The sequence below is a fragment of the Actinomadura sp. NPDC048394 genome, assembly GCF_040651755.1.
GTDB classification, from domain to species: Bacteria; Actinomycetota; Actinomycetes; order Streptosporangiales; family Streptosporangiaceae; genus Spirillospora; species Spirillospora montaniterrae.
This window is the reverse complement of record NZ_JBEZJL010000055.1, coordinates 34608-53232: the sequence shown is the minus strand read 5'-3', so window position 1 is coordinate 53232 and position 18625 is coordinate 34608. Positions and strand designations below refer to the sequence as shown.

14 protein-coding genes are annotated in these 18625 nt (G+C 71.8%); 8 read left to right on the top strand and 6 right to left on the bottom strand.

What is annotated here, in order from left to right:
- The first annotated feature begins 7 nt into the window (after positions 1-7).
- From AB0C78_RS33705 to AB0C78_RS33680, 6 genes are all read left to right on the top strand, one after another.
- Entirely contained in the window at positions 8-493 is a 486-nt protein-coding gene (locus AB0C78_RS33705; protein WP_360755899.1) for a single-stranded DNA-binding protein, read from the top strand.
- Positions 494-1236: 743 nt separating this feature from the next.
- Positions 1237-2529: a GGDEF domain-containing protein gene (locus AB0C78_RS33700; RefSeq protein WP_360755896.1), complete on the top strand. Its 1293-nt coding sequence runs from the start codon at positions 1237-1239 to the stop codon at positions 2527-2529.
- 293 nt (positions 2530-2822) lie between these two features.
- Positions 2823-4487 (top strand): energy-dependent translational throttle protein EttA, encoded by a 1665-nt coding sequence (gene ettA / locus AB0C78_RS33695; RefSeq protein WP_151541441.1) that lies wholly within the window; start codon positions 2823-2825, stop codon positions 4485-4487.
- 306 nt (positions 4488-4793) lie between these two features.
- Positions 4794-6131 (top strand): enolase C-terminal domain-like protein, encoded by a 1338-nt coding sequence (locus tag AB0C78_RS33690; RefSeq protein ID WP_360755892.1) that lies wholly within the window; start codon positions 4794-4796, stop codon positions 6129-6131.
- 110 nt (positions 6132-6241) lie between these two features.
- Positions 6242-6679 (top strand): thioesterase family protein, encoded by a 438-nt coding sequence (locus tag AB0C78_RS33685; protein WP_360755890.1) that lies wholly within the window; start codon positions 6242-6244, stop codon positions 6677-6679.
- A gap of 214 nt (positions 6680-6893) precedes the next feature.
- Positions 6894-8315: a S28 family serine protease gene (locus tag AB0C78_RS33680; RefSeq protein WP_360755887.1), complete on the top strand. Its 1422-nt coding sequence runs from the start codon at positions 6894-6896 to the stop codon at positions 8313-8315.
- A gap of 219 nt (positions 8316-8534) precedes the next feature.
- Here AB0C78_RS33680 and AB0C78_RS33675 read toward each other — a convergent pair whose 3' ends face one another.
- The 4 genes from AB0C78_RS33675 to AB0C78_RS33660 form a co-directional block, all read right to left on the bottom strand.
- Positions 8535-10100, bottom strand: coding sequence for a glycoside hydrolase family 13 protein (locus tag AB0C78_RS33675; protein ID WP_360755885.1), 1566 nt, complete (start codon positions 10098-10100; stop codon positions 8535-8537).
- A gap of 18 nt (positions 10101-10118) precedes the next feature.
- Complete coding sequence (locus AB0C78_RS33670; protein WP_151541436.1) at positions 10119-10502, bottom strand: globin; 384 nt, start codon at positions 10500-10502, stop codon at positions 10119-10121.
- Between the two features lie 115 nt (positions 10503-10617).
- Positions 10618-11616: a mechanosensitive ion channel family protein gene (locus AB0C78_RS33665; protein WP_151541435.1), complete on the bottom strand. Its 999-nt coding sequence runs from the start codon at positions 11614-11616 to the stop codon at positions 10618-10620.
- Between the two features lie 219 nt (positions 11617-11835).
- Positions 11836-12234: a hypothetical protein gene (locus tag AB0C78_RS33660; protein ID WP_225991756.1), complete on the bottom strand. Its 399-nt coding sequence runs from the start codon at positions 12232-12234 to the stop codon at positions 11836-11838.
- A gap of 438 nt (positions 12235-12672) precedes the next feature.
- On the opposite strand from AB0C78_RS33660, the gene AB0C78_RS33655 reads away from it, so the two are divergent.
- Both AB0C78_RS33655 and AB0C78_RS33650 read left to right on the top strand, forming a co-directional pair.
- Complete coding sequence (locus tag AB0C78_RS33655; RefSeq protein WP_360755880.1) at positions 12673-14310, top strand: XRE family transcriptional regulator; 1638 nt, start codon at positions 12673-12675, stop codon at positions 14308-14310.
- Positions 14311-14316: 6 nt separating this feature from the next.
- Positions 14317-14997, top strand: a complete 681-nt coding sequence (locus AB0C78_RS33650) for a GNAT family N-acetyltransferase (protein WP_360755878.1) — start codon at positions 14317-14319, stop codon at positions 14995-14997.
- A 385-nt stretch (positions 14998-15382) separates the two neighbouring features.
- On the opposite strand, the gene AB0C78_RS33645 is transcribed toward AB0C78_RS33650, so the two are convergent.
- The gene (locus AB0C78_RS33645; protein WP_360755875.1) at positions 15383-16189 is read right to left on the bottom strand and encodes a methyltransferase domain-containing protein; all 807 of its coding nucleotides are present in this window, start codon (positions 16187-16189) and stop codon (positions 15383-15385) included.
- A gap of 143 nt (positions 16190-16332) precedes the next feature.
- Positions 16333-18411 carry a prolyl oligopeptidase family serine peptidase gene (locus tag AB0C78_RS33640; protein WP_360755873.1) on the bottom strand — a complete coding sequence of 693 codons (2079 nt, stop codon included), beginning with the start codon at positions 18409-18411 and terminating at the stop codon, positions 16333-16335.
- Between the last annotated feature and the right edge of the window lie 214 nt (positions 18412-18625).

Here is an 18625-nt window from a genome sequence, read left to right as displayed (position 1 = left end):
AGGACCCGTGAACGAAGCGCACGTCACCGTCATCGGCTGGACCGCCGCCGAGCCCTACTACACCGTCACCGGCAACGGCACGCCGTTCCTGTCCCTGCGGGTCGGCTGCACGCCCCGCCGCTACGACCGCGAGACCGGCTCCTGGCAGGACCTCGACACGATGTTCCTGACCGTCAACTGCTGGCGCGGCCTCGCCGACAACGTCAACGCCTCCGACTTCCGGCGCGGCACGCCCGTCCTGGTCACGGGCCGGCTCCGCGTCCGGCAGTACGAACGCGACGGGCAGTGGCGGTTCTCCGCCGAGATCGAGGCCAACACCGTCGGCCACGACCTCGGCCGCGGCACGGCCGACTTCCGCCCCGTCCAGCGGGGCGGCGCCCTCACCGACGAGGACCGCCAGGCCGCTCGCGACGCCGCCGACCAATGGGCCCTGACCGCCCCACCCGACGCCGAAGACACAACCCCTGCCGAACCCACCCCCCAAGCCGCCTAGCCCAACCCCTGCACAGGCGCACCGCTGCGAGGCCGAACGTAGGGAGGTGTCAAAGCCGAGAGCCCCGCCGAGACCGGCCCCCAGCCGCCTAACGCAACCCCTGCGCCGGCGAGCCCGCGCGCGGGCGCACCACTGCGAGAACGAACGTCGGGAGGTGCGGAAGCCGAGAGCCCCGCCGAAGCCCCCCAGCCGCCTAACTCAACCCCTGCGCGGGCGAGCCCGCGCGGGCGCACCACTGCGAGAACGAACGTCGGGAGGTGCGGAAGCCGAGAGCCCCGCCGAAGCCCCCCAGCCGCCTAACTCAACCCCTGCGCCGGCGAGCCCGCGCGGGCGCACCGCTGCGAGGCCGAACGTCGGGAGGTGGAGTGTGAGGAAAGTCGAGAGGTGGCGCTGGGTGACCGGGATGATGCGATGGGTGAGAGGTGGTGTGCATGGGGGGCGGGCGCTGGGGCGTCCGGGGCGGAAGGCGGGACTTGAGCGGACGGGGGCGTGGCCGGCAGGTCGAACGCTGCCGGTCTTCGCCCCCGCACCGTCGGGGTCCTGCGGCCTGCCTAGATCCAGGAAACGCCGCGCATGGTATTGCCCCCCTCAGGATGTGCCGAGGTCCGCGGATCCGCGGCCTCCTATGCATGGTGCCCAGAACGGTCACCAGCATGTGCCCTACCGAAGGTACCTGTTTCCCGCCCGTTCCGCACACGTTGCAACTATCGTGTTACACAACGTGATGCGTGTAAGGGGGAAGGATGACGGCAGTGCAGTCGTCCGCCGAGGACCGGGGCGGGGAACTCACCCGCGTGCCCCGCCGCCGATCGCTTCTGGGGCGCCCGTCCCTGCTCGTGGTCTATGTGCCGGCGGTCGTCGCCGTCCATCTGGGGCTGATCGTCGCCCTGCTGTTCCGCACGCCCTTCCGGCTCCACGACGTCGTGACGTTCGCGGCGCTGCTGGCGTGCGGCGCGGTCTGCATCGAGGCGTCCCGCCGCCTCGGCATGCCGGCCGGGGTGGCGCGGGACCTGCTGTCGGCCTGGTGGCTGCCGGTGGCGCTGCTGCTGCCGCCGCTGTACGCGCTGCTGATCCCGATTCCGCTGCAGGCGCTCCTGCAGTTCCGGGTGCGCCGGACCCTCGTCTACCGGCGGGGCCTGGTGGCCTCGGCGCTCGGCATCGCCGGGGCATGTGCGTCGCTGGTCTTCCATTGGGTCGTTCCAGAGCCGCTGGAGGGCGCGCCGCACTGGGTCGTGCAGGCGTATCCCGGCATCCCGGCGGCGGTGGGCTGCGCGGCGCTGTTCACCATCGTGAACACGGCGCTGGTCGCGGTCGCCGCGCACGCCGCCAACCCCGAGAGCCGGTGGCGCGACGTCCTCTGGACGCGCGAGAGCCTGCTGCTGGACGTCGTGGAGCTGTGCGTCGGCATCCTCGTCGCGATCACGAGCGCGCTGACGCTCGGGCTGCTGGTGCTGGCGCTGCCGCCGGTGATGCTGCTGCAGCGCAGCCTGATGCACCAGCAGCTGCAGGCTGCCGCGCGCACCGACGCCAAGACCGGGCTGCTGAACGCGGCGGCCTGGCAGCGGGAGGCCGACACCGAGCTGTCCCGGGCCCAGCGCACCCACGACGCCCTGGCGCTGCTGCTGATCGACATCGACCACTTCAAGCGGGTGAACGACACCCACGGCCACCTGATCGGCGACCAGGTGCTCGTCGGCGTGGCCAGCACCCTCTGCCACCAGCTGCGCGACTACGACGTGGTGGGCCGGTTCGGCGGTGAGGAGTTCGTGGTCCTGCTGCCGGGTGCCGACACCGTGGAGGCATGCCGGGTCGCCGAACGCCTGCGCGGCCGCGTCCGCCGCCTCGCCGTCCCCGCGGAGGAGGGCACCGTCACGGTCACGGTCTCGGTCGGCGTGGCGCTGTTCCGCACCCACGGTGAGGACCTCATCGAACTGCTGGCGGCCGCCGACCTCGCCCTGTACCGCGCGAAGGAGTCCGGCCGCGACCGCGTCTGCCTCCCCGCCGTAGACACCCCCCGCCCCGGCAACGACACCTGACCCACAGCACAACGTCCAATCCCTCCCCACCACCCGCCCCACACCCGCCAGCCCACCCACCCCCACCACCCCAAACCCCACCGCACGCCTCGCCCCCAGCGGCGGCCTGGCCCCGCTGTGGTTCAGACCCCCTCGTGCCTTGGTCCTTGCGGTGGGCTGGGGCCTTGTGGTGGGGCGGTTTCGTGCTGTGGGGCGGTTCGCGCTGGGTGGGTCGCTCTTTGGGGGTTTGGTTCGGGGTGGTGGGTGGGTGGGAGAGCGACGAAACGGTGGTGGCGACCCCCTAGTCTTGAAACATGGCCGAGTACATCTACACGATGCAGCGTGTGCGCAAGGCACATGGCGACAAGGTCGTCCTGGACGACGTCACCCTGCATTTCCTTCCGGGCGCCAAGATCGGCGTTCTCGGGCCGAACGGCACCGGTAAGTCGACGCTGCTGCGCATGATGGCCGGTCTGGAACAGCCGTCCAACGGTGACGCGCGCCTCATGCCGGGGTTCACCGTCGGCATGCTCCAGCAGGAGCCCCCGCTGAACGAGGAGAAGACCGTCCTCGGGAACGTGCAGGAGGGCGTCGCCGAGACCAAGGCGATGCTCGACCGGTTCAACGAGATCGCCGAGAAGATGGCGACGGACTACTCCGACGAGCTGATGGAGGAGATGGGCAAGCTGCAGGAGCAGCTCGACCATCGCAACGCCTGGGACCTCGACAGCCAGCTCGACCAGGCGATGGACGCGCTGCGCTGCCCGCCCGGCGACGCCGAGGTGTCCAAGCTGTCCGGCGGTGAGCGCCGCCGCGTGGCGCTGTGCAAGCTGCTGCTGGAGTCGCCCGACCTGCTGCTGCTGGACGAGCCCACCAACCACCTGGACGCCGAGAGCGTGCAGTGGCTGGAGCAGTTCCTCGCCAAGTACGAGGGCACCGTCCTGGCCGTCACCCACGACCGGTACTTCCTGGACAACGTGGCGACCTGGATCCTGGAACTGGACCGCGGCCGCTGCTTCCCCTACGAGGGCAACTACTCCACGTACCTGGAGAAGAAGGCCGACCGGCTGAAGGTCGAGGGCAACAAGGACGCCAAGCGCAAGAAGCGCCTGCAGGACGAGCTGGAGTGGGTCCGCTCGAACCCGAAGGCGCGGCAGACGAAGAGCAAGGCGCGTCTGGAGCGCTACGAGGAGATGGCGGCGGAGGCGGCCAAGACCCGGAAGCTGGACTTCGAGGAGATCCAGATCCCGCCGGGCCCGCGCCTCGGCAACACCGTGATCGTCGCGGACAAGCTGGGCAAGGGGTTCGGCGACCGGGCCCTGATGGACGACCTGTCGTTCAACCTGCCGCCGAACGGCATCGTCGGCGTCATCGGCCCGAACGGCGTCGGCAAGACCACCCTGTTCCGCATGATCGTGGGGGAGGAGCAGCCGGACTCCGGCGAGCTGCGGCTCGGCGAGACCGTCAAGATCTCCTACGTGGACCAGGGGCGCGGCGGCATCGACCCGAAGAAGTCGGTGTGGGAGGTCGTCTCCGACGGCCTGGACCACATCAACGTCGGGCAGGTCGAGATGCCGTCCCGCGCGTACGTGGCGGCGTTCGGGTTCAAGGGCCCCGACCAGCAGAAGCCGTCCGGGGTGCTGTCCGGCGGTGAGCGCAACCGGCTGAACCTGGCGCTGACCCTGAAGCTCGGCGGCAACGTGCTGCTGCTGGACGAGCCGACCAACGACCTCGACACCGAGACGCTGTCCAGCCTGGAGAACGCGCTGCTGGAGTTCCCCGGCTGCGCCGTGATCACCTCGCACGACCGGTGGTTCCTGGACCGCATCGCCACGCACATCCTGGCGTGGGAGGAGGGCTCGAACTGGTTCTGGTTCGAGGGCAACTTCGCCGACTACGAGAAGAACAAGATCGAGCGGCTGGGCGCGGACGCCGCCCGCCCGCACAGGGTGACGCACCGCAAGCTCACCCGCGACTGATCCGCTGACGGACGGCCGCGCCGGCACCGCACATGGGTGCCGGCGCGGCCGTTCGCTTTACAGCGGGGGCGCCTCAGGGCGGCAGTTGAGGATCATGCCGGCCCAGGTCGTGGCGACGGCGCGCAGGAGCCGGGACGACAGCAGCGCGACTCGGCCGCGTTCCGGGCGCTCACCCATCTCCGCGGGTACCGATTGATTCAGTGCGGGCATCGGACGATGCGCAAACAGTGTTGGACGGGTATCACCGCAGGCTCCTATCGTCCCTGGGGTGGGGTCGACGGGGGCAGCCGGGAGGTCGGGACGACGATGAGCACGCCGAGGATCACCGAGATGCGGGTCGTGCCGGTCGCCGGCCGCGACGCCATGCTGCTCAACCTCAGCGGGGCGCACGCGCCGTTCTTCACCCGGAACCTGCTGCTGCTCACCGACGAGTCCGGTGCGACCGGCGCCGGCGAGGTCCCGGGCGGTGAGGCCATCCGGCGGACCCTGGAGGACGCGCGGGAGCTGGTCGTGGGCCGCCGGATCGGCCGGTCCGACGAGGTGCTGAACGGGGTCCGGGCCGCGTTCGGCCACCTGGACGCGGCCGGACGCGGTCCGCAGACGCATGACACGAGGGTCGCCGTGCACGCGCTGACCGCGATCGAGTCGTGCCTGCTCGACCTGATGGGCAAGCATCTGGACGTGCCGGCGGCGGCGTTGCTCGGCGACGGCGTCCAGCGCACGCGGGTCCCGGTCCTCGGCTACCTGTTCTACGTGGGGGACCGGCGCCGCACGGACCTGCCGTACCCGGAGCCGGAGGACGGCGCGGACGGATGGCTGCGCGTCCGGCACGAGGAGGCGCTGACGGCGGACGCGATCGTCCGGCAGGCGGAGGCGGCGCGGGACCGGTACGGGTTCGCCGACTTCAAGCTGAAGGGCGGGGTGCTGCGTCCCGACGAGGAGGCGGAGGCGGTGGTGGCGCTCGCCGCGCGGTTCCCGTCCGCGCGGATCACGCTGGACCCGAACGGCGCGTGGCCGCTGGACGAGGCCGTCCGGGTCGGCCGGGACCTCGCGGGCGTGCTGGCCTACGCGGAGGACCCGTGCGGCGCCGAGCGCGGCTACTCGGGCCGCGAGACGATGGCGGAGTTCCGGCGGGCGACCGGGCTGCGGACCGCCACCAACATGATCGCGACGGACTGGCGGGAGCTCGGGCACGCGATCCGGCTCGACGCGGTGGACATCCCGCTCGCCGACCCGCACTTCTGGACGATGCGCGGGTCGGTGCGGGTGGCGCAGCTCTGCCAGGCCTGGGGGCTGACCTGGGGGTCGCACTCCAACAACCACTTCGACGTGTCGCTGGCGATGTTCACGCAGGTGGCGGCGGCCGCGCCCGGCGACATCACGGCGATCGACACGCACTGGATCTGGCAGGACGGGCAGCGCCTCACCCGGGACCCGCTGCGGATCGAGGGCGGCGAGCTGGCGCTGCCGGAGGCCCCCGGCCTCGGCGTGGAGATCGACGAGGAGCGGGTCGCGGCGGCGCACCGGCTGTACGTCGAGCACGGCCTCGGCGACCGCGACGACGCGGCGGCGATGCGGTACCTCGTACCCGGATGGACGTTCGACCCGAAGCGCCCGTCCCTGGTCCGGGACGTCCCGGTCTGACCCGGGCGTCCGGGGCGGCCGCCTGGCGCGCGGGCACCGGCCGGTACCATCGGGCCGACCGGTGGAGACCCCCGTCGCCGGACCCAGGCACCCGACCCCCAGGCGAGGACATGCAGCAGACCGACCTGCCCGCGGCCGAGTACCGGCACGTCTACGAGTTCAACATCCGGTTCGGGGACATCGACTCCCAGGGCCATGTGAACAACGTCAAGTTCCTCGGCTACCTGGAGGACGCGCGCCTGGAGATGTTCCACGGCGACCCGGTGCGCAAGGGCGAGCAGCCGGTCCGCGGCATGGTGATCTCCCGGCACGAGATCGACTACAAGCTGCCGCTGCTGCCGACCGTCTACCCGATCCGGGTCGAGACGTGGGTGACCGAGGCGCGCGCCGCGTCGTTCAAGCTGGCCTACGAGGTGCGCGACGACGAGAACGTCTACGCGACCGCCACCTCGACGCTCGTCGCGTTCGACGTGGAGGCCAACCGGCTGCGCCGCTTCACGCCGGAGGAGCGCGAGTTCATCGGCCGGTACCTCGTTCCCGCCGAGTGACCCGCGGCGCCATGCGCCGCCCGCCGCCCGTTTCATCCCCTAATAATGGCGTCTGACCTGGACGTCCTTTTCTGCTGCGCCGCCCGCCGGTCCGTCCGGGTGATGACCGCGCCGTCACGGATAAATAACAAGGGCACCAGCATTCCGCTTTCGCCGCACATATCCCTCTAGTGTCGCGTCGCGAAATGTGGCGAACCCACGTGGAAGGGATGAAATGCGGCGCATCTCACGAGGAGCGATCGCCCTGCTGCTCGCCGCGGGCATGGCCGGCACCGGCGCCACCGCGGCGCAGGCGGCGACCCCCGCGACGGCCGGCAAGGCGGCGCAGTCGGACGACATCCTCGCCCGGCTCAAGGCCATCCCCGGCATGCAGGTGACGGAGAAGGCCTCCACGATCCCCGGCTACCGCTGGTTCTGGCTCGAGTACCGGCAGCCCGTCGACCACCGCGACCCGAACGGGAAGTGGTTCGAGCAGCGGATCATGCTGCAGCACAAGTCGGCGGACCGGCCCATGGTGCTCTACACCAGCGGCTACGACACCCCCGAGACCATGTTCACCGCCGAGCCGACCGCGCTCGTCGACGGCAACCAGATCTCCGTCGAGTACCGCTACTTCACCCCGTCCCGGCCCGAGCCCGCGGACTGGAAGAAGGACACGATCTGGCAGGCCGCCACCGACGAGCACCGCATCGTCGGCGCGCTCAAGACGATCTACAAGGGCAAGTGGATCTCGACGGGCGCCAGCAAGGGCGGCATGACCGTCGTCTACCACAAGCGCTTCTACCCCCGCGACGTCGACGGCAGCGTCGTGTACGTGGCGCCCAACGACGTCGACAACAACGCCGACGGCGCCTACGACAAGTTCTTCAAGACCGTCGGCACCGACCCCGCGTGCCGCACCCACGTCGAGGCGCTCGCCCGCGAGTTCCTCAAGCGCCGTCCCGCGATGCTCGAGCGGTTCAAGGCCGCCGCCGCGCAGAACAAGTGGACGTTCGACATCCTGCGCACCCCGGACCGCGCGTTCGAGAACTCCGTCATGGACTACGTCTGGGGCTTCTGGCAGTACCACCTGCAGTCGGACTGCGCCTCGCTGCCCGCGGTGAACGCCTCGGACGACGACCTCTACAAGACCCTCGACGACATCTCCGGGCTGTCGTTCTACACCGACCAGGGTCTCGCCCCCTACATCCCGTACTACTACCAGGCGGGCACCCAGCTCGGCTGGCCGTCACCGAAGTTCAAGTACCTGCGCCCGCTGCTGCGGTACGAGAGCAGCTACCAGCCGCGCACCTACGTCCCGCGCGACATCCCGATGCGCTTCGACAACGGCAAGGCGATGCGCGACATCGACGGCTGGGTGAAGCGGCACGCCGACCACATGCTGTTCCTCTACGGCCAGAACGACCCGTGGGGAGCCGAGCCGTTCCGCCTCGGCAGCGGCAGCCGCGACTCCGCCGTCTACGTCGCCCCCGGCATGAACCACAGCGGTCGCCTCATCGCGCACCTGCCCGACGCGCAGCAGGCCGAGGCGAAGGCCGACGTGCTGCGCTGGGCCGGCATCCAGGCCCAGGCCAGGACCCTCACGACCGGCCCGTCCGCCGACGACCCGCTCGAACTCCAGCGCCCGCCCATGTAGCCCAGGGGGCGACCCCCTGGAACCCCCGTCACGGTTGGCAGGCTGTTCCCGCTCTGCTAGCGCTCCGCGCGAAACAGCCTGCCAACCGCCGGGCATGCCCGCTCCACTCGCTGGCGCTCCCTCCCCGTGCCTGCCTGTGCCGCCGGCCGAGCTTCGACCCGCCGGGACCGAGCTTCGACCCGCCGGGGCCGAGGCTCAATCAAGGGGCCGGGATTGCAATCAATACAGCCAGGCCGCCGCGTTGCCGGGGAGGAGGTCGCCGTACATCGGCATGGTCGTGAGCAGCGGGCGTCCCGGTGGGAGCCGGACGGGGTTCTCGCCGCAGTTGACCGCGCAGGTGAGCGGCCCGCGGGTGAAGAAGACGGCGGTCTCGGGGGAGTCGAGCCACTCCAGTTCCTCGGGCAGCTCGTCCAGCAGGTCGCGGCGTTGGGCCAGTGCCCGCCGGTAGAACGCCAGCATGGAGGACGGCTCGTCCGCCTGTGCCTCCGCCGTGAGCGACGCCCATCCCGCCGGCATCGGCAGCCACGGCCGGACGCCGTCCGGTGAGAAGCCGTACGGCTCCGACGTCCCTGACCAGGGGAGCGGGACCCGGCAGCCGTCCCGTCCGGGCTGGCCGCCGCCGCTGCGCTTCCAGATCGGGTCCTGGCGGGCGTCGTCCGGCAGATCCCGGACCTCCGGCAGGCCCAGTTCCTCGCCTTGGTACAGGTACGCCGACCCCGGCAGTGCCAGCAGCATCAGCAGGGCCGCCTTGGCGCGCGCGTACTCCATGCCGGGCACGCCGCCCGGCCGCTCGTACCGGGTGAGGTGGCGGACGGAGTCGTGGCTGGACAGCACCCAGGTGGGCGCGGCACCGGTCGGCGCGACGGCCTTCAGCGCCGCCTCGATCACGTCGCGGAACGCGGGGGCCGACCACGGCGCGAGCTGCAGGTCGAACTGGAACACCTGGTGGAGTTCTTCGGGGCGCAGGTAGAGCGCGAGGTCTTCGGGACCGTCCGTCCACACCTCCCCGATGGCCATGCGGTCGCCTTCGTACTCGTCGAGGATCCGGCGCCACCGCCGGTAGATCTCGTGGACCTCGGGACGGCTGTAGATCGGCCCGTTCGCGACGCGCCGGCCCCGGCCGTTCAGGTCGCCGAGCGAGGCGTCCTTGACCAGCCCGGCGGCGACGTCGATGCGGAAACCGTCCACGCCGCGGTCCAGCCAGAACCGCAGGATGTCCTCGAACTCGGCCCGGACCTCCGGGTTGCGCCAGTTGAAGTCCGGCTGCTCGGCCGCGTACAGGTGCAGGTACCACTCGCCGTCGGGGACGCGCGTCCAGGCCGGTCCGCCGAACGCGGACGGCCAGTCGTTCGGCGGATCCACCTCGCCGGGAGTTTCCCCTGCCCGCCCAGGACGGAAAATGTAGCGGTCCCGCTCCGGTGAGCCGGGCGGCGACGCCAGCGCCTCCTGGAACCACCGGTGCCGGTCGGACGAGTGGTTCGGCACGATGTCCACGATGAGCTTGAGCCCATGCGCGTGCGCGTCGGTCACCAGCGCGTCGAAGTCCGCGAGCGTCCCGAACCGGGGATCGACGTCCCGGTAGTCGGCGACGTCGTAGCCGCCGTCCGCGAGCGGCGAGGTGTAGAACGGCGTCAGCCAGAGCGCGTCCACGCCCAGGTCGCGCAGGTACGGCAGCCGGGACCGGATCCCCTGGAGATCGCCTTCGCCGTTCCCGTCGGAGTCGGCGAAGCTGCGGACGTAGACCTCGTACACGACGGCGTTGCGCCACCAGGGGGTTCGCGTCATGTACAGCGATCTACCCGCTCAGGAGGGCGCGTTCACCATGCTTCGCGCCGCCATCGTGAAGTAGTCCCAGAGCATCTTCTCCAGCTGCTCCGGCAGCTCCAGCTCGTCGACCGCGACCCGCATGTGCTTCAGCCACGCGTCACGCTCGGCCTCGCCGATGACGAACGGGACGTGCCGCATCCGCAGCCGCGGATGACCGCGCCGCTGGCTGTAGGTGTTGGGGCCGCCCCAGTACTGGATGAGGAAGAGCCGGAGCCGCTCCTCGGCGGGGCCGAGGTCCTCCTCCGGGTAGAGGGCGCGAAGGTCGGGGTCTTCAGCGACACCCTGGTAGAAGCGGTGCACCAGCCGGTGGAAGGTCTCCTCGCCGCCGACCGCTTCGTAGAAGGTCACCTGTTCAGTCATGGCGCTGCCCACCCTATGCGATCGGCGGCCCGGTGATCAGCCGCTCCGTGATCGGCCGCCCCGTGAGCAGCCGCGCCGGTGTTCAGCCGCACTGAGGGCCGCCGGGCGCCGGCGGTCAGGTCGTGGCCGGGGTGGCGACGGAGACGCCAGCGTCGTCGAACGCGTTCTTCACCCGTTCGCGCAGCTCGCGGGCGATCTCGCCCTGCTTGCCGGGCGCGGTCTTCAGCACGACGCGGATCACGAGCGCGTCGCCGGCGAGCGCCTGCACGCCCCACACCGACGGCGCCTCGAGGACCATGTCCTCCCAGCCGGGGGAGGCCGCGAGCTCGTCCGCCGTGGCCTGCAGGATCTCCTTGACCTTCTCGGTGTCCTCGCGGATGTCGACCGGGATGTCGAGGACGGCCCGGCCCCAGTTCTGCGACTCGTTCCCGACCTTCTTGATCTCGCCGTTCGGGACGTACCAGACGACGCCGTTGACGTCGCGCATCCGGGTGACCCGCAGGGTGACCGCCTCGACCGTGCCCTTGGCCGAGCCGACGTCGATGAAGTCGCCGACGCCGTACTGGTCCTCCAGCAGCATGAACAGCCCGGCGAGGAAGTCCTTGACGATGTTCTGCGCGCCGAAGCCGACCGCGACGCCGATCACGCTCGCGCTGGCGAGGATCGGCGCGAGGTTCAGCCCGAGCCGGCCGAGGATGCTGAACGCCGCCGTCCCCAGGATCACGATGGACGCGATCGAGTTCAGCACCGAGCCGAGCGTCTTGGCGCGCTGCGCCCGCCGCTGGTTCAGCAGGGCGGGGCTGCCCTCGAAGACCGTCCGGGACCGCTCCTTGACCTTCTCGGACATGGTGCCCTCGGCCATCCGCACCGTCACCTTGGTGATCATCCGGTGCGCGACGTTCCGCACGACCAGCGCGAACACGAAGGTGAGGATGATCGCCAGGACGGTGCCGAGGGGCTTGTCGAGCCACGTCGCGTAGAAGTGCGTGAAGTCGGTGCTGTGGGAGACGTTCCAGACCAGCCGGCAGCCGGTGCTCGGCGACTGGTCGCGGCACGCCGCCTCCGGCGTGCCGTCCTGCGCCCAGGGCAGCAGCGACTGAGCATCGGCCAACATCTCGGGCAGACCCTCCCCGGCCTTTGTGGGTGTCTCGACACCTCGCCGTGGACCTGCGGCGGGTACGAGCCCGATCGTAGGGGACGGTAACGACCGGTTCGTACTCCGCCTGCGACGTGTCTTGACAAGGCCGGGGAGGGGCTGTTCCGGCGAGCGTGCCCCGCGGGGTCCGCGGCTGCCGCGCCGTTCCGGCCACGGCCCCGCGGGGCACGCCCGGCTCTAGGGGCGGCCCGCCGGCCGCATCGCGCGGGCGGACCGCTGATCGAGGGGCTGCAGGACGTGCGCGAGCTTCACGGCGGCGCCGCCCACGTCGTCGACGCGGTGCATGCGCTCCCCCCAGGACCACCAGAAGTAGTGGTCGTGGCTCTCGGGGGCGGGAGCGCAGGTGACGTCCTCGGCGAGGCTCGCCGCGGCCGGGTTCACCACCCGCAGGAAGGCCGGGCCCGACCGGGTCCGGACCACGCGGGCGACCAGCCCGCGGGCGTCGAGCTCGCGCTCCAGCGCCCTGAGGTAGCCGACGCGTCTGTCGGTGACCACCTGCGTTCCCCCTCCCTCCGCCGTGCCCGGCGCCGCTGCGCCGGTCCGCTCCTGTGCCGCCGGTTCCTGCGTCGTCTGCATCGCCGATCCCTCGTCGCCGGCCCCGGCGTGCGCGGCGCGTGACCGCGCGGCCGCCGGGACGGCCGGCAATTGATCAACCCTCTGGATCCGTTCCGTTGCTCCCGGTGAGAATTGCAACTCTCACGGTGGCGGGTCAAGGGCACCCCCGTCCCGCGAAGTACCGGATTCCCCCACCTCAGGGGAAGCTTCACACCCGGCGGAGGAAGAATCTCTACCCTGGGGGGTGAGGACGCATCCGAAGCCCTTGTCTTTCCCGGGAATCGCTTGGCCCGCCCCGCCGTCAGGGTTACGCTGCGTGCGCGAGAGATTATCTGTCGTGGCCATCTATTGACCGGTCGCCGTGGCCCGGACGACCGCCCTTCCCCCGGAGGGGCGCCGCCCGGCCCGACGGTGAGGAGGCCGGAATCGATGTCGGACCCCCCTCGGAAAGAAACGGACGTGGCTCGCAGGATCCGTGCGCACGCTCTCGCCCGGGGGCGCAGCCCGCAGGAGATCGCGCACGAGATCCACGAGCAGTGCGGCCCCCTGTTCGGCACCAGCCGGGTCAAGGCGCACCGCCTGGCCCACGGGGTCGCGCTGTCCGACATCGTGGCCCAGGTCAGGGCCCTGTACGAGGTCGACGGCAAGCCGCCGCCCCGGCTCGGGGAGACGCTGCTGTCGGCCTATGAGAGCGGGTACAAAAGACCCGGACCCGAGTATCTGCACTACCTGTGCGCCGTGTACCGCGTCGAGCCCGATCAGCTCGACTACAAGAGCCCCTGCATCTGCGGACGGGGACACGCCGTGCGGCCGGGGGCCGCCACGGTGCCGCAGCCGCGGGCTCCGGAACGGCACGCGGCACAGCAGCCCGACGTAACGCTCGTCGGGTCGATCATCCCCAGGGCGGAGGACCGCCACTGGGTGGAAGTCAACGACCTACGGGGCCCTGACCGCGCCGACGGCCCCCTGTCCATTGACGTGGGAGAGGAGGACATCGTGCTTCGTAGGACCCTTCTGCAACTTCTGGCCGGAGCGGGCGTGGCGCTCGACGGTCAGTTCCTGGGTGCGGTCGACGGCATTCGACGCAAGATGGACGACACGCTGGTCGGTGCGACGGTCTCGCCGACCATGCTCGACCAATGGGAGGAGACCACCTACGGCTACGGCCAGCAGTACCAGGCGACGCCGTCGCTGCGGATGCTCTGCGATGTGCTGCTGGACTTCAGCGAGGTGCGCCGCATGTGCGACAAGCGGCAGCCGGTCGAGCTGCAGGAGCGGCTGTGCCGGATCGCGGCGCAGCTGTCCGGGCTGTCCGGGCTGATCATGATCAATCTGGGCGACCACCGGCTGGCCCGCTCGTTCTTCCGGACCGCGCGCACCGCGGCCGACGAGACCGGCGACCGGCAGCTGCGCGCCTGGGTGACCGTCCGCGAGTCGCTCGTCCCGATGTACTACGGCGACCCCCGCGAGGCGCTGCACCTGGCCCGCAAGGCGCAGGACCTGGCCGGCCGCACCCCGGGCGTGGCGGCGGCCATGGCGCCCGCGGTGGAGGCCCGCGCGCTCGGCATGCTCGCGTTGCGCGGACGCGGCGACGCCGCGCCCAGCGCCCGCCGGGCGCTCGTACGCGGGCGCTCGGTGTTCGACCAGTTGTCCAAGACCGACACGAGCGACCTGGTGTTCGGCTTCACCGACCGGCAGATGGCCTTCTATGAGGGCGACACGTTCACCAATCTCGGCGACCACAAGCACGGCGACGAGGTGCTGAGCCACGCGCTGACGCTGTACGCGCCGACCGACCGCGTCGACCTGACTCTCGTGCGCCTCGACCGGGCGATGTGCAAGCTCCACGCCGGGAACCCGGACGCGGCGCTGGCCGGCGGCCAGGAGGCGATCCTGGACCTGCCGCCCGACCACCGGTCCGACATCCTGGTGCACCGGGCCCGCCAGATCGGCGTCGCCGTGCAGGCCAAGCACGGCGAGATCGCCGGGCTGCGGGAGTTCCGCGAGGCGCTCGCGGGGCCCTGGGTCACCAGCCCCACCAAGGAGCCGTCCCCCACCGGGGAGCGGCCCCCCGTCCCCCCGACCGAGCAGGTCTGACCGGGCATGGGAACGCCTGACAGCGCCTCCTGGCAGGATCGGCCCGCGCCCGGCGCGGAACCCGCGGGCCCGGAGGCCGGGCCCGCGCCGTCCGCCGCGGATCCTCGCCCTCGCCGCCGCGCCCTCGTGCGGCTGCAGGACGATCCCCCCGTCTGGAGCTTCGGGGAGCTGCGGCTGCGCCGGTACCGGGCCCGCGACCACGCCACCGTCCTCGCGCTGCACCGCGAGGGCCTGGCGCAGGTGGGCCTGCGTCCCGGCGACGGCGTCTACTACGACCACGACTTCTTCCGGATGGAGGACATCTACCTGCGCAATGACGGCGAGTTCCTCGTCGGCGAGGTGGACGGGCAGATCGTCGCCATGGGCGGCCTGCGCCGCGCCGACCTCGTTCCCGGGGGCCGGGCACGCGCGTTCGGCGGTTACGCGCCGGGCGACCCCGTGCTCGACGCGGTGGAGATGGTGCGGCTGCGGGTGCGGCCGTCCGCGCAGCGGCGCGGTTACGGCGCCGCCGTCGTCTCCGCACTGGAGGAACGCGCCGCCGAGTACGGGTACCGGGTCCTGCGCGGCGACACGACCGAGCTGCAGGCCCCGGCGCTCGCCCTGTACCGCAAGTTCGGCTGGAGGGAGACGCGCCGCGAGGTGATCGGCGGCATCGTCAACATCTACATCGAGAAGGAACTCTGCTGACCACGGTGCCTGCGCGGGCTTAGCCCGGCGTGCTCGCCGGCTGAGCGTGCCCGGGCGCGCCCGCGAGCCGGCCGGTGGGGCGTCGCCTCCGGGGGACGTCCCGCCGGCCGGGCTGCGCGCTTCTGCGTGAGCGAGGTACCACCCGGGCCGCTGCGACCCCGGCCCACGGGGACGCGAGCAGCGCGGCGGCGAGACCTCCAGCCGACGAGACCCTCAACCCTTTCCAGGACCCCCGAGCCGCGGGACGGCGCGTCCGCGGCGCGGCGCGACGCGCGAGCGCCCGCGGCTCGGGCCGCACTCACGCGCGCCCGGGAGGCTCAGGCGTCCGGGAGGCTCAGGCGTCCGGGAGGCTCAGGCGTCCGGGAGGCTCAGGCGTCCGCGAGGCTCAGGCGTCCGGAAGGGTGCCGCCCACCAGCTGCATGAGGGGGTAGCGGCGCCGCCGGATGCCGGTGAACCCGCGGTCCGCGAGCGCCCCGGTGACCTCCCGGTCGCCGAACACCGTGAAGCCGGTGGCCCGGCGGATCAGCTCGCCACCGACCTTCGAGGCGTACAGCGGCGTCAGCCGCCGCGAGGTGAGGATGATCAGCCGGCCGCCCGGCCGCAGCACGCGGGTCATCCCGTCGACGGCCGTCCACGGGTCGTCGAACAGGTACAGGGCCCCGAAGCAGCAGACGGCGTCGAACGTCGCGTCGCGGAACGGCAGGTCGACGGCGTTGCCGCGGACATAGCAGACCTCCCCGCCGGACGGGGTGTCGGCCTCCGCGCGGGCCAGCATGGTGGCGGAGGCGTCCAGCCCGACGACGAGGCCGTCCTCGCCGACGCCCTCGGCGAGCGCGCGGGTCACGTTGCCGGGGCCGCACGCCACGTCCAGCACGGTCGCCGCCGGACGGTCCGCGTCGCCCGGCTGCCCGAGCCCGAGCCAGTCGCGGGCCGTCGCCTGCTCCGCGGCGGTGTCGGGGCCGATCGGCCAGCCCTTGGCCAGGTTGAACCCGACCGGCCGCCAGACCTTCTCGTAGATCTGCGGCAGGAACGTCGACTCCATCACGGACTGGGCGAGCGACGGCGCCCGCTCCTCATCGGGACCGAGCAGGTCGAGGTAGCCGGCGGACACGTCCGGCTCGGCGGGCGGTTCGCGAAGGAGACCGAGCACCCGGTCCACGGCGGACGGACTGCGCACCATCGACACGTTCACACCCCTTATTAGATCACCTGTCAATTCGAGCCCGCCAGCCGTGCCCCCTGTGACCCGCCCCACGCATCCCGGTCGTTCCCCCTGAAGGCCACCTCACCTCCGACGAAGGCCGCCTGGCGGGCGCCTTCGGCTCCAGGTGTCCGCTAGGCCAGATCCAGGCCGGTCTGGGCGGCGATGAAGGTGAGCGTGTCGGTCATCAGGTCCACCGACCTGCTGACCGACCGCGCCGCGTGCCCCACCTCCGCCTCGTCCCGCAGCAGGATCGGCGCGTCGGACGCCGTCGCGTGCTGGAGCGCCGCGCACAACTTGCGGGCGTGCAGCGGGTCGACGCGGGTGTCGCTGCCGAACGTGGTGAACAGCGTCGCCGGATACGCCGTCCCCGCGTGGACGTGGTGGTACGGCGAGTAGCCGATCAGCCAGCCGAACTCGACCGGGTCGTCCGCCGTGCCGTACTCGTCGTTCCAGGTCTGGCCGAGCCCGAACCGCTCGTAGCGGACCATGTCCAGCAGCGGCGCCGAGCAGACCACCGCCCGGTACAGGTCGGGACGCTGGGTGAGCGCGGCGCCGACGAGCAGCCCGCCGTTCGACCCGCCGGAGATCGCCAGCTGCGCCGGGGTCGTCAGGCCGTCCGCGACCAGCTTCTCGGCGGCGGCGTGGAAGTCGTCGAACACGTTCTGCTTGCGCTCGCGCATCCCCGCGCGGTGCCACTCCTCGCCCTCCTCGGAGCCGCCGCGCAGGTTCGCGATCGCGTAGACGCCGCCGGCCTCCACCCAGGCGAGGATGCTCGCCGAGTACGACGGGGTCAGCGAGATGTTGAACCCGCCGTAGCCGTACAGGATCGCCGGGCGCGGGCCGGACGCGCCGGGCCGGGACGCCACCAGCATCCGCACCTCGGTGCCGTCCGCGGACGCGTACGTCACCTGCCGGGTCTCGATCTCGGGGACCTCCACGGTGCCCGGCGCGTTCGCCCACAGGCTCGTCTCCCCGGTGCGCGCGTCGTAGCGCAGCACGGACGATGGCGTGACGTTGTCGGTGTAGCCGAACCACGCCTCGTGGCCGCCCTCGGGCCGCTCGACGATCCCGCCGATCGAGCCGAGCCCCGGCGTCGGGACGGTGCCGAGCCGCTCGCCGGACGCCAGGTCGTGCACCGTGATCTCGCTGATCGCGTGCCGCGTCCAGCCGGCCAGCAGTACCGGGGCTTCGAGATCGTCGAGGATCGCGTAGTCGGTGAGGACGGCCTCGGGGTCCTGCGGGACGAGGTCGCGCCACGTCGCGTACGACGGGTCGGACGGGTCGGTCACGCACAGCCGGGACCGCGGCGCGTCCCGGTCGGTGAACACGTAGGCCCGGCCGTCCCGCCCCACGTGCAGCCAGGCCTCGGCGTCGACGCCGACCTGCACCGGCCGCAGCTCGGGACGCTCCAGCGGCGAGGCCGACAGGTCCGCGAGCCACAGGTCGTTGCGCGGCGCCGTGCCCTGCGACGCGGACACGGTCAGCCACCGCCCGTCGCGGCTGACGCCGACGCTGTAGTAGTTGGTCTTGTCCATCCCGTCGCCGAAGATCAGGACGTCGTCGGTCTCCGGCTCGGCGCCGACCCGGTGCAGGTAGACGCGCCGGTGGTACTGCTCCTCGCCCTCCGGGACGGCCCGCGCGGGCAGCCGCCGGACGTAGTAGAACGCCTCCCCGCCGGGCAGCCAGGCGATGCCGGACGACCGGGTCCGGTCGATCGGCCCCTCCACCCGCTCGCCAGTGGCGACGTCGATCACGAACAGCAGCGACTCCTCGTCCCCGCCGGTCGAGATCTTGTACGCCAGCAGCCGGCCCTCCTTGTCGGGCTGCCAGCCGTCCAGCGTCGTCGTGCCGTCCGGGTCCAGCGCCATCGGGTCGACCAGGACGCGCTCGGAGCCGTCCGGGTCGACGGTGTACAGCACGGGATGCTCCTGCTCGGCGGTCCGCCGAGTGAAGAACCGCCGCTCGCCGCGCCAGATCGGCGCGCCGACGCTGCCCGCGCCGAGCAGTTCCCCGAGCCGGCGGCGGAGCCGGTCCCGGCCCGGGAGCGCGTCGGCGACCTTGTGGAACAGCTCGTCCTGCGCGGCGAGCCACTCGCGGGTCTCGTCGCTGCCCGCGTCCTCCAGCCAGCGGTACGGGTCGGCGACCCGGTGGCCGTGGATGTCCTCGACGATGTCCTGGCGCCGCGCGGGCGGATAAGGCGTTCCGGTCATGGGATGCACTGTATTCACCGGTGCGGGCCGTCCGCCCGATCAGCCCGCCCGGAGAGGTGCCCGACGCGCAATGCCTGCGTTTTTGCGTTCGATCTGGTCCTTCGATGGGGATATTTGGGGTAGCGGTCGGGCTCCCTCAGCCGCCACACTGATTCCAGGTCGGTTCGCCTCTGGGGAGGTCCTCATGGCGAGTGCGCAGGTGCCGGAGACAATA

What these genes read in the sequence shown, in the direction of transcription:
- AB0C78_RS33665 (WP_151541435.1), bottom strand. Translation starts at nt 11,616, where the DNA reads ATGTTGGCCGATGCTCAGTCGCTGCTGCCCTGGGCGCAGGACGGCACG.
- AB0C78_RS33640 (WP_360755873.1), bottom strand. Translation starts at nt 18,411, where the DNA reads ATGACCGGAACGCCTTATCCGCCCGCGCGGCGCCAGGACATCGTCGAG.
- ettA (WP_151541441.1), top strand. Translation starts at nt 2,823, where the DNA reads ATGGCCGAGTACATCTACACGATGCAGCGTGTGCGCAAGGCACATGGC.
- AB0C78_RS33670 (WP_151541436.1), bottom strand. Translation starts at nt 10,502, where the DNA reads ATGACTGAACAGGTGACCTTCTACGAAGCGGTCGGCGGCGAGGAGACC.
- AB0C78_RS33690 (WP_360755892.1), top strand. Translation starts at nt 4,794, where the DNA reads ATGAGCACGCCGAGGATCACCGAGATGCGGGTCGTGCCGGTCGCCGGC.
- AB0C78_RS33685 (WP_360755890.1), top strand. Translation starts at nt 6,242, where the DNA reads ATGCAGCAGACCGACCTGCCCGCGGCCGAGTACCGGCACGTCTACGAG.
- AB0C78_RS33650 (WP_360755878.1), top strand. Translation starts at nt 14,317, where the DNA reads ATGGGAACGCCTGACAGCGCCTCCTGGCAGGATCGGCCCGCGCCCGGC.
- AB0C78_RS33700 (WP_360755896.1), top strand. Translation starts at nt 1,237, where the DNA reads ATGACGGCAGTGCAGTCGTCCGCCGAGGACCGGGGCGGGGAACTCACC.
- AB0C78_RS33680 (WP_360755887.1), top strand. Translation starts at nt 6,894, where the DNA reads ATGCGGCGCATCTCACGAGGAGCGATCGCCCTGCTGCTCGCCGCGGGC.
- AB0C78_RS33660 (WP_225991756.1), bottom strand. Translation starts at nt 12,234, where the DNA reads ATGCAGACGACGCAGGAACCGGCGGCACAGGAGCGGACCGGCGCAGCG.
- AB0C78_RS33675 (WP_360755885.1), bottom strand. Translation starts at nt 10,100, where the DNA reads ATGACGCGAACCCCCTGGTGGCGCAACGCCGTCGTGTACGAGGTCTAC.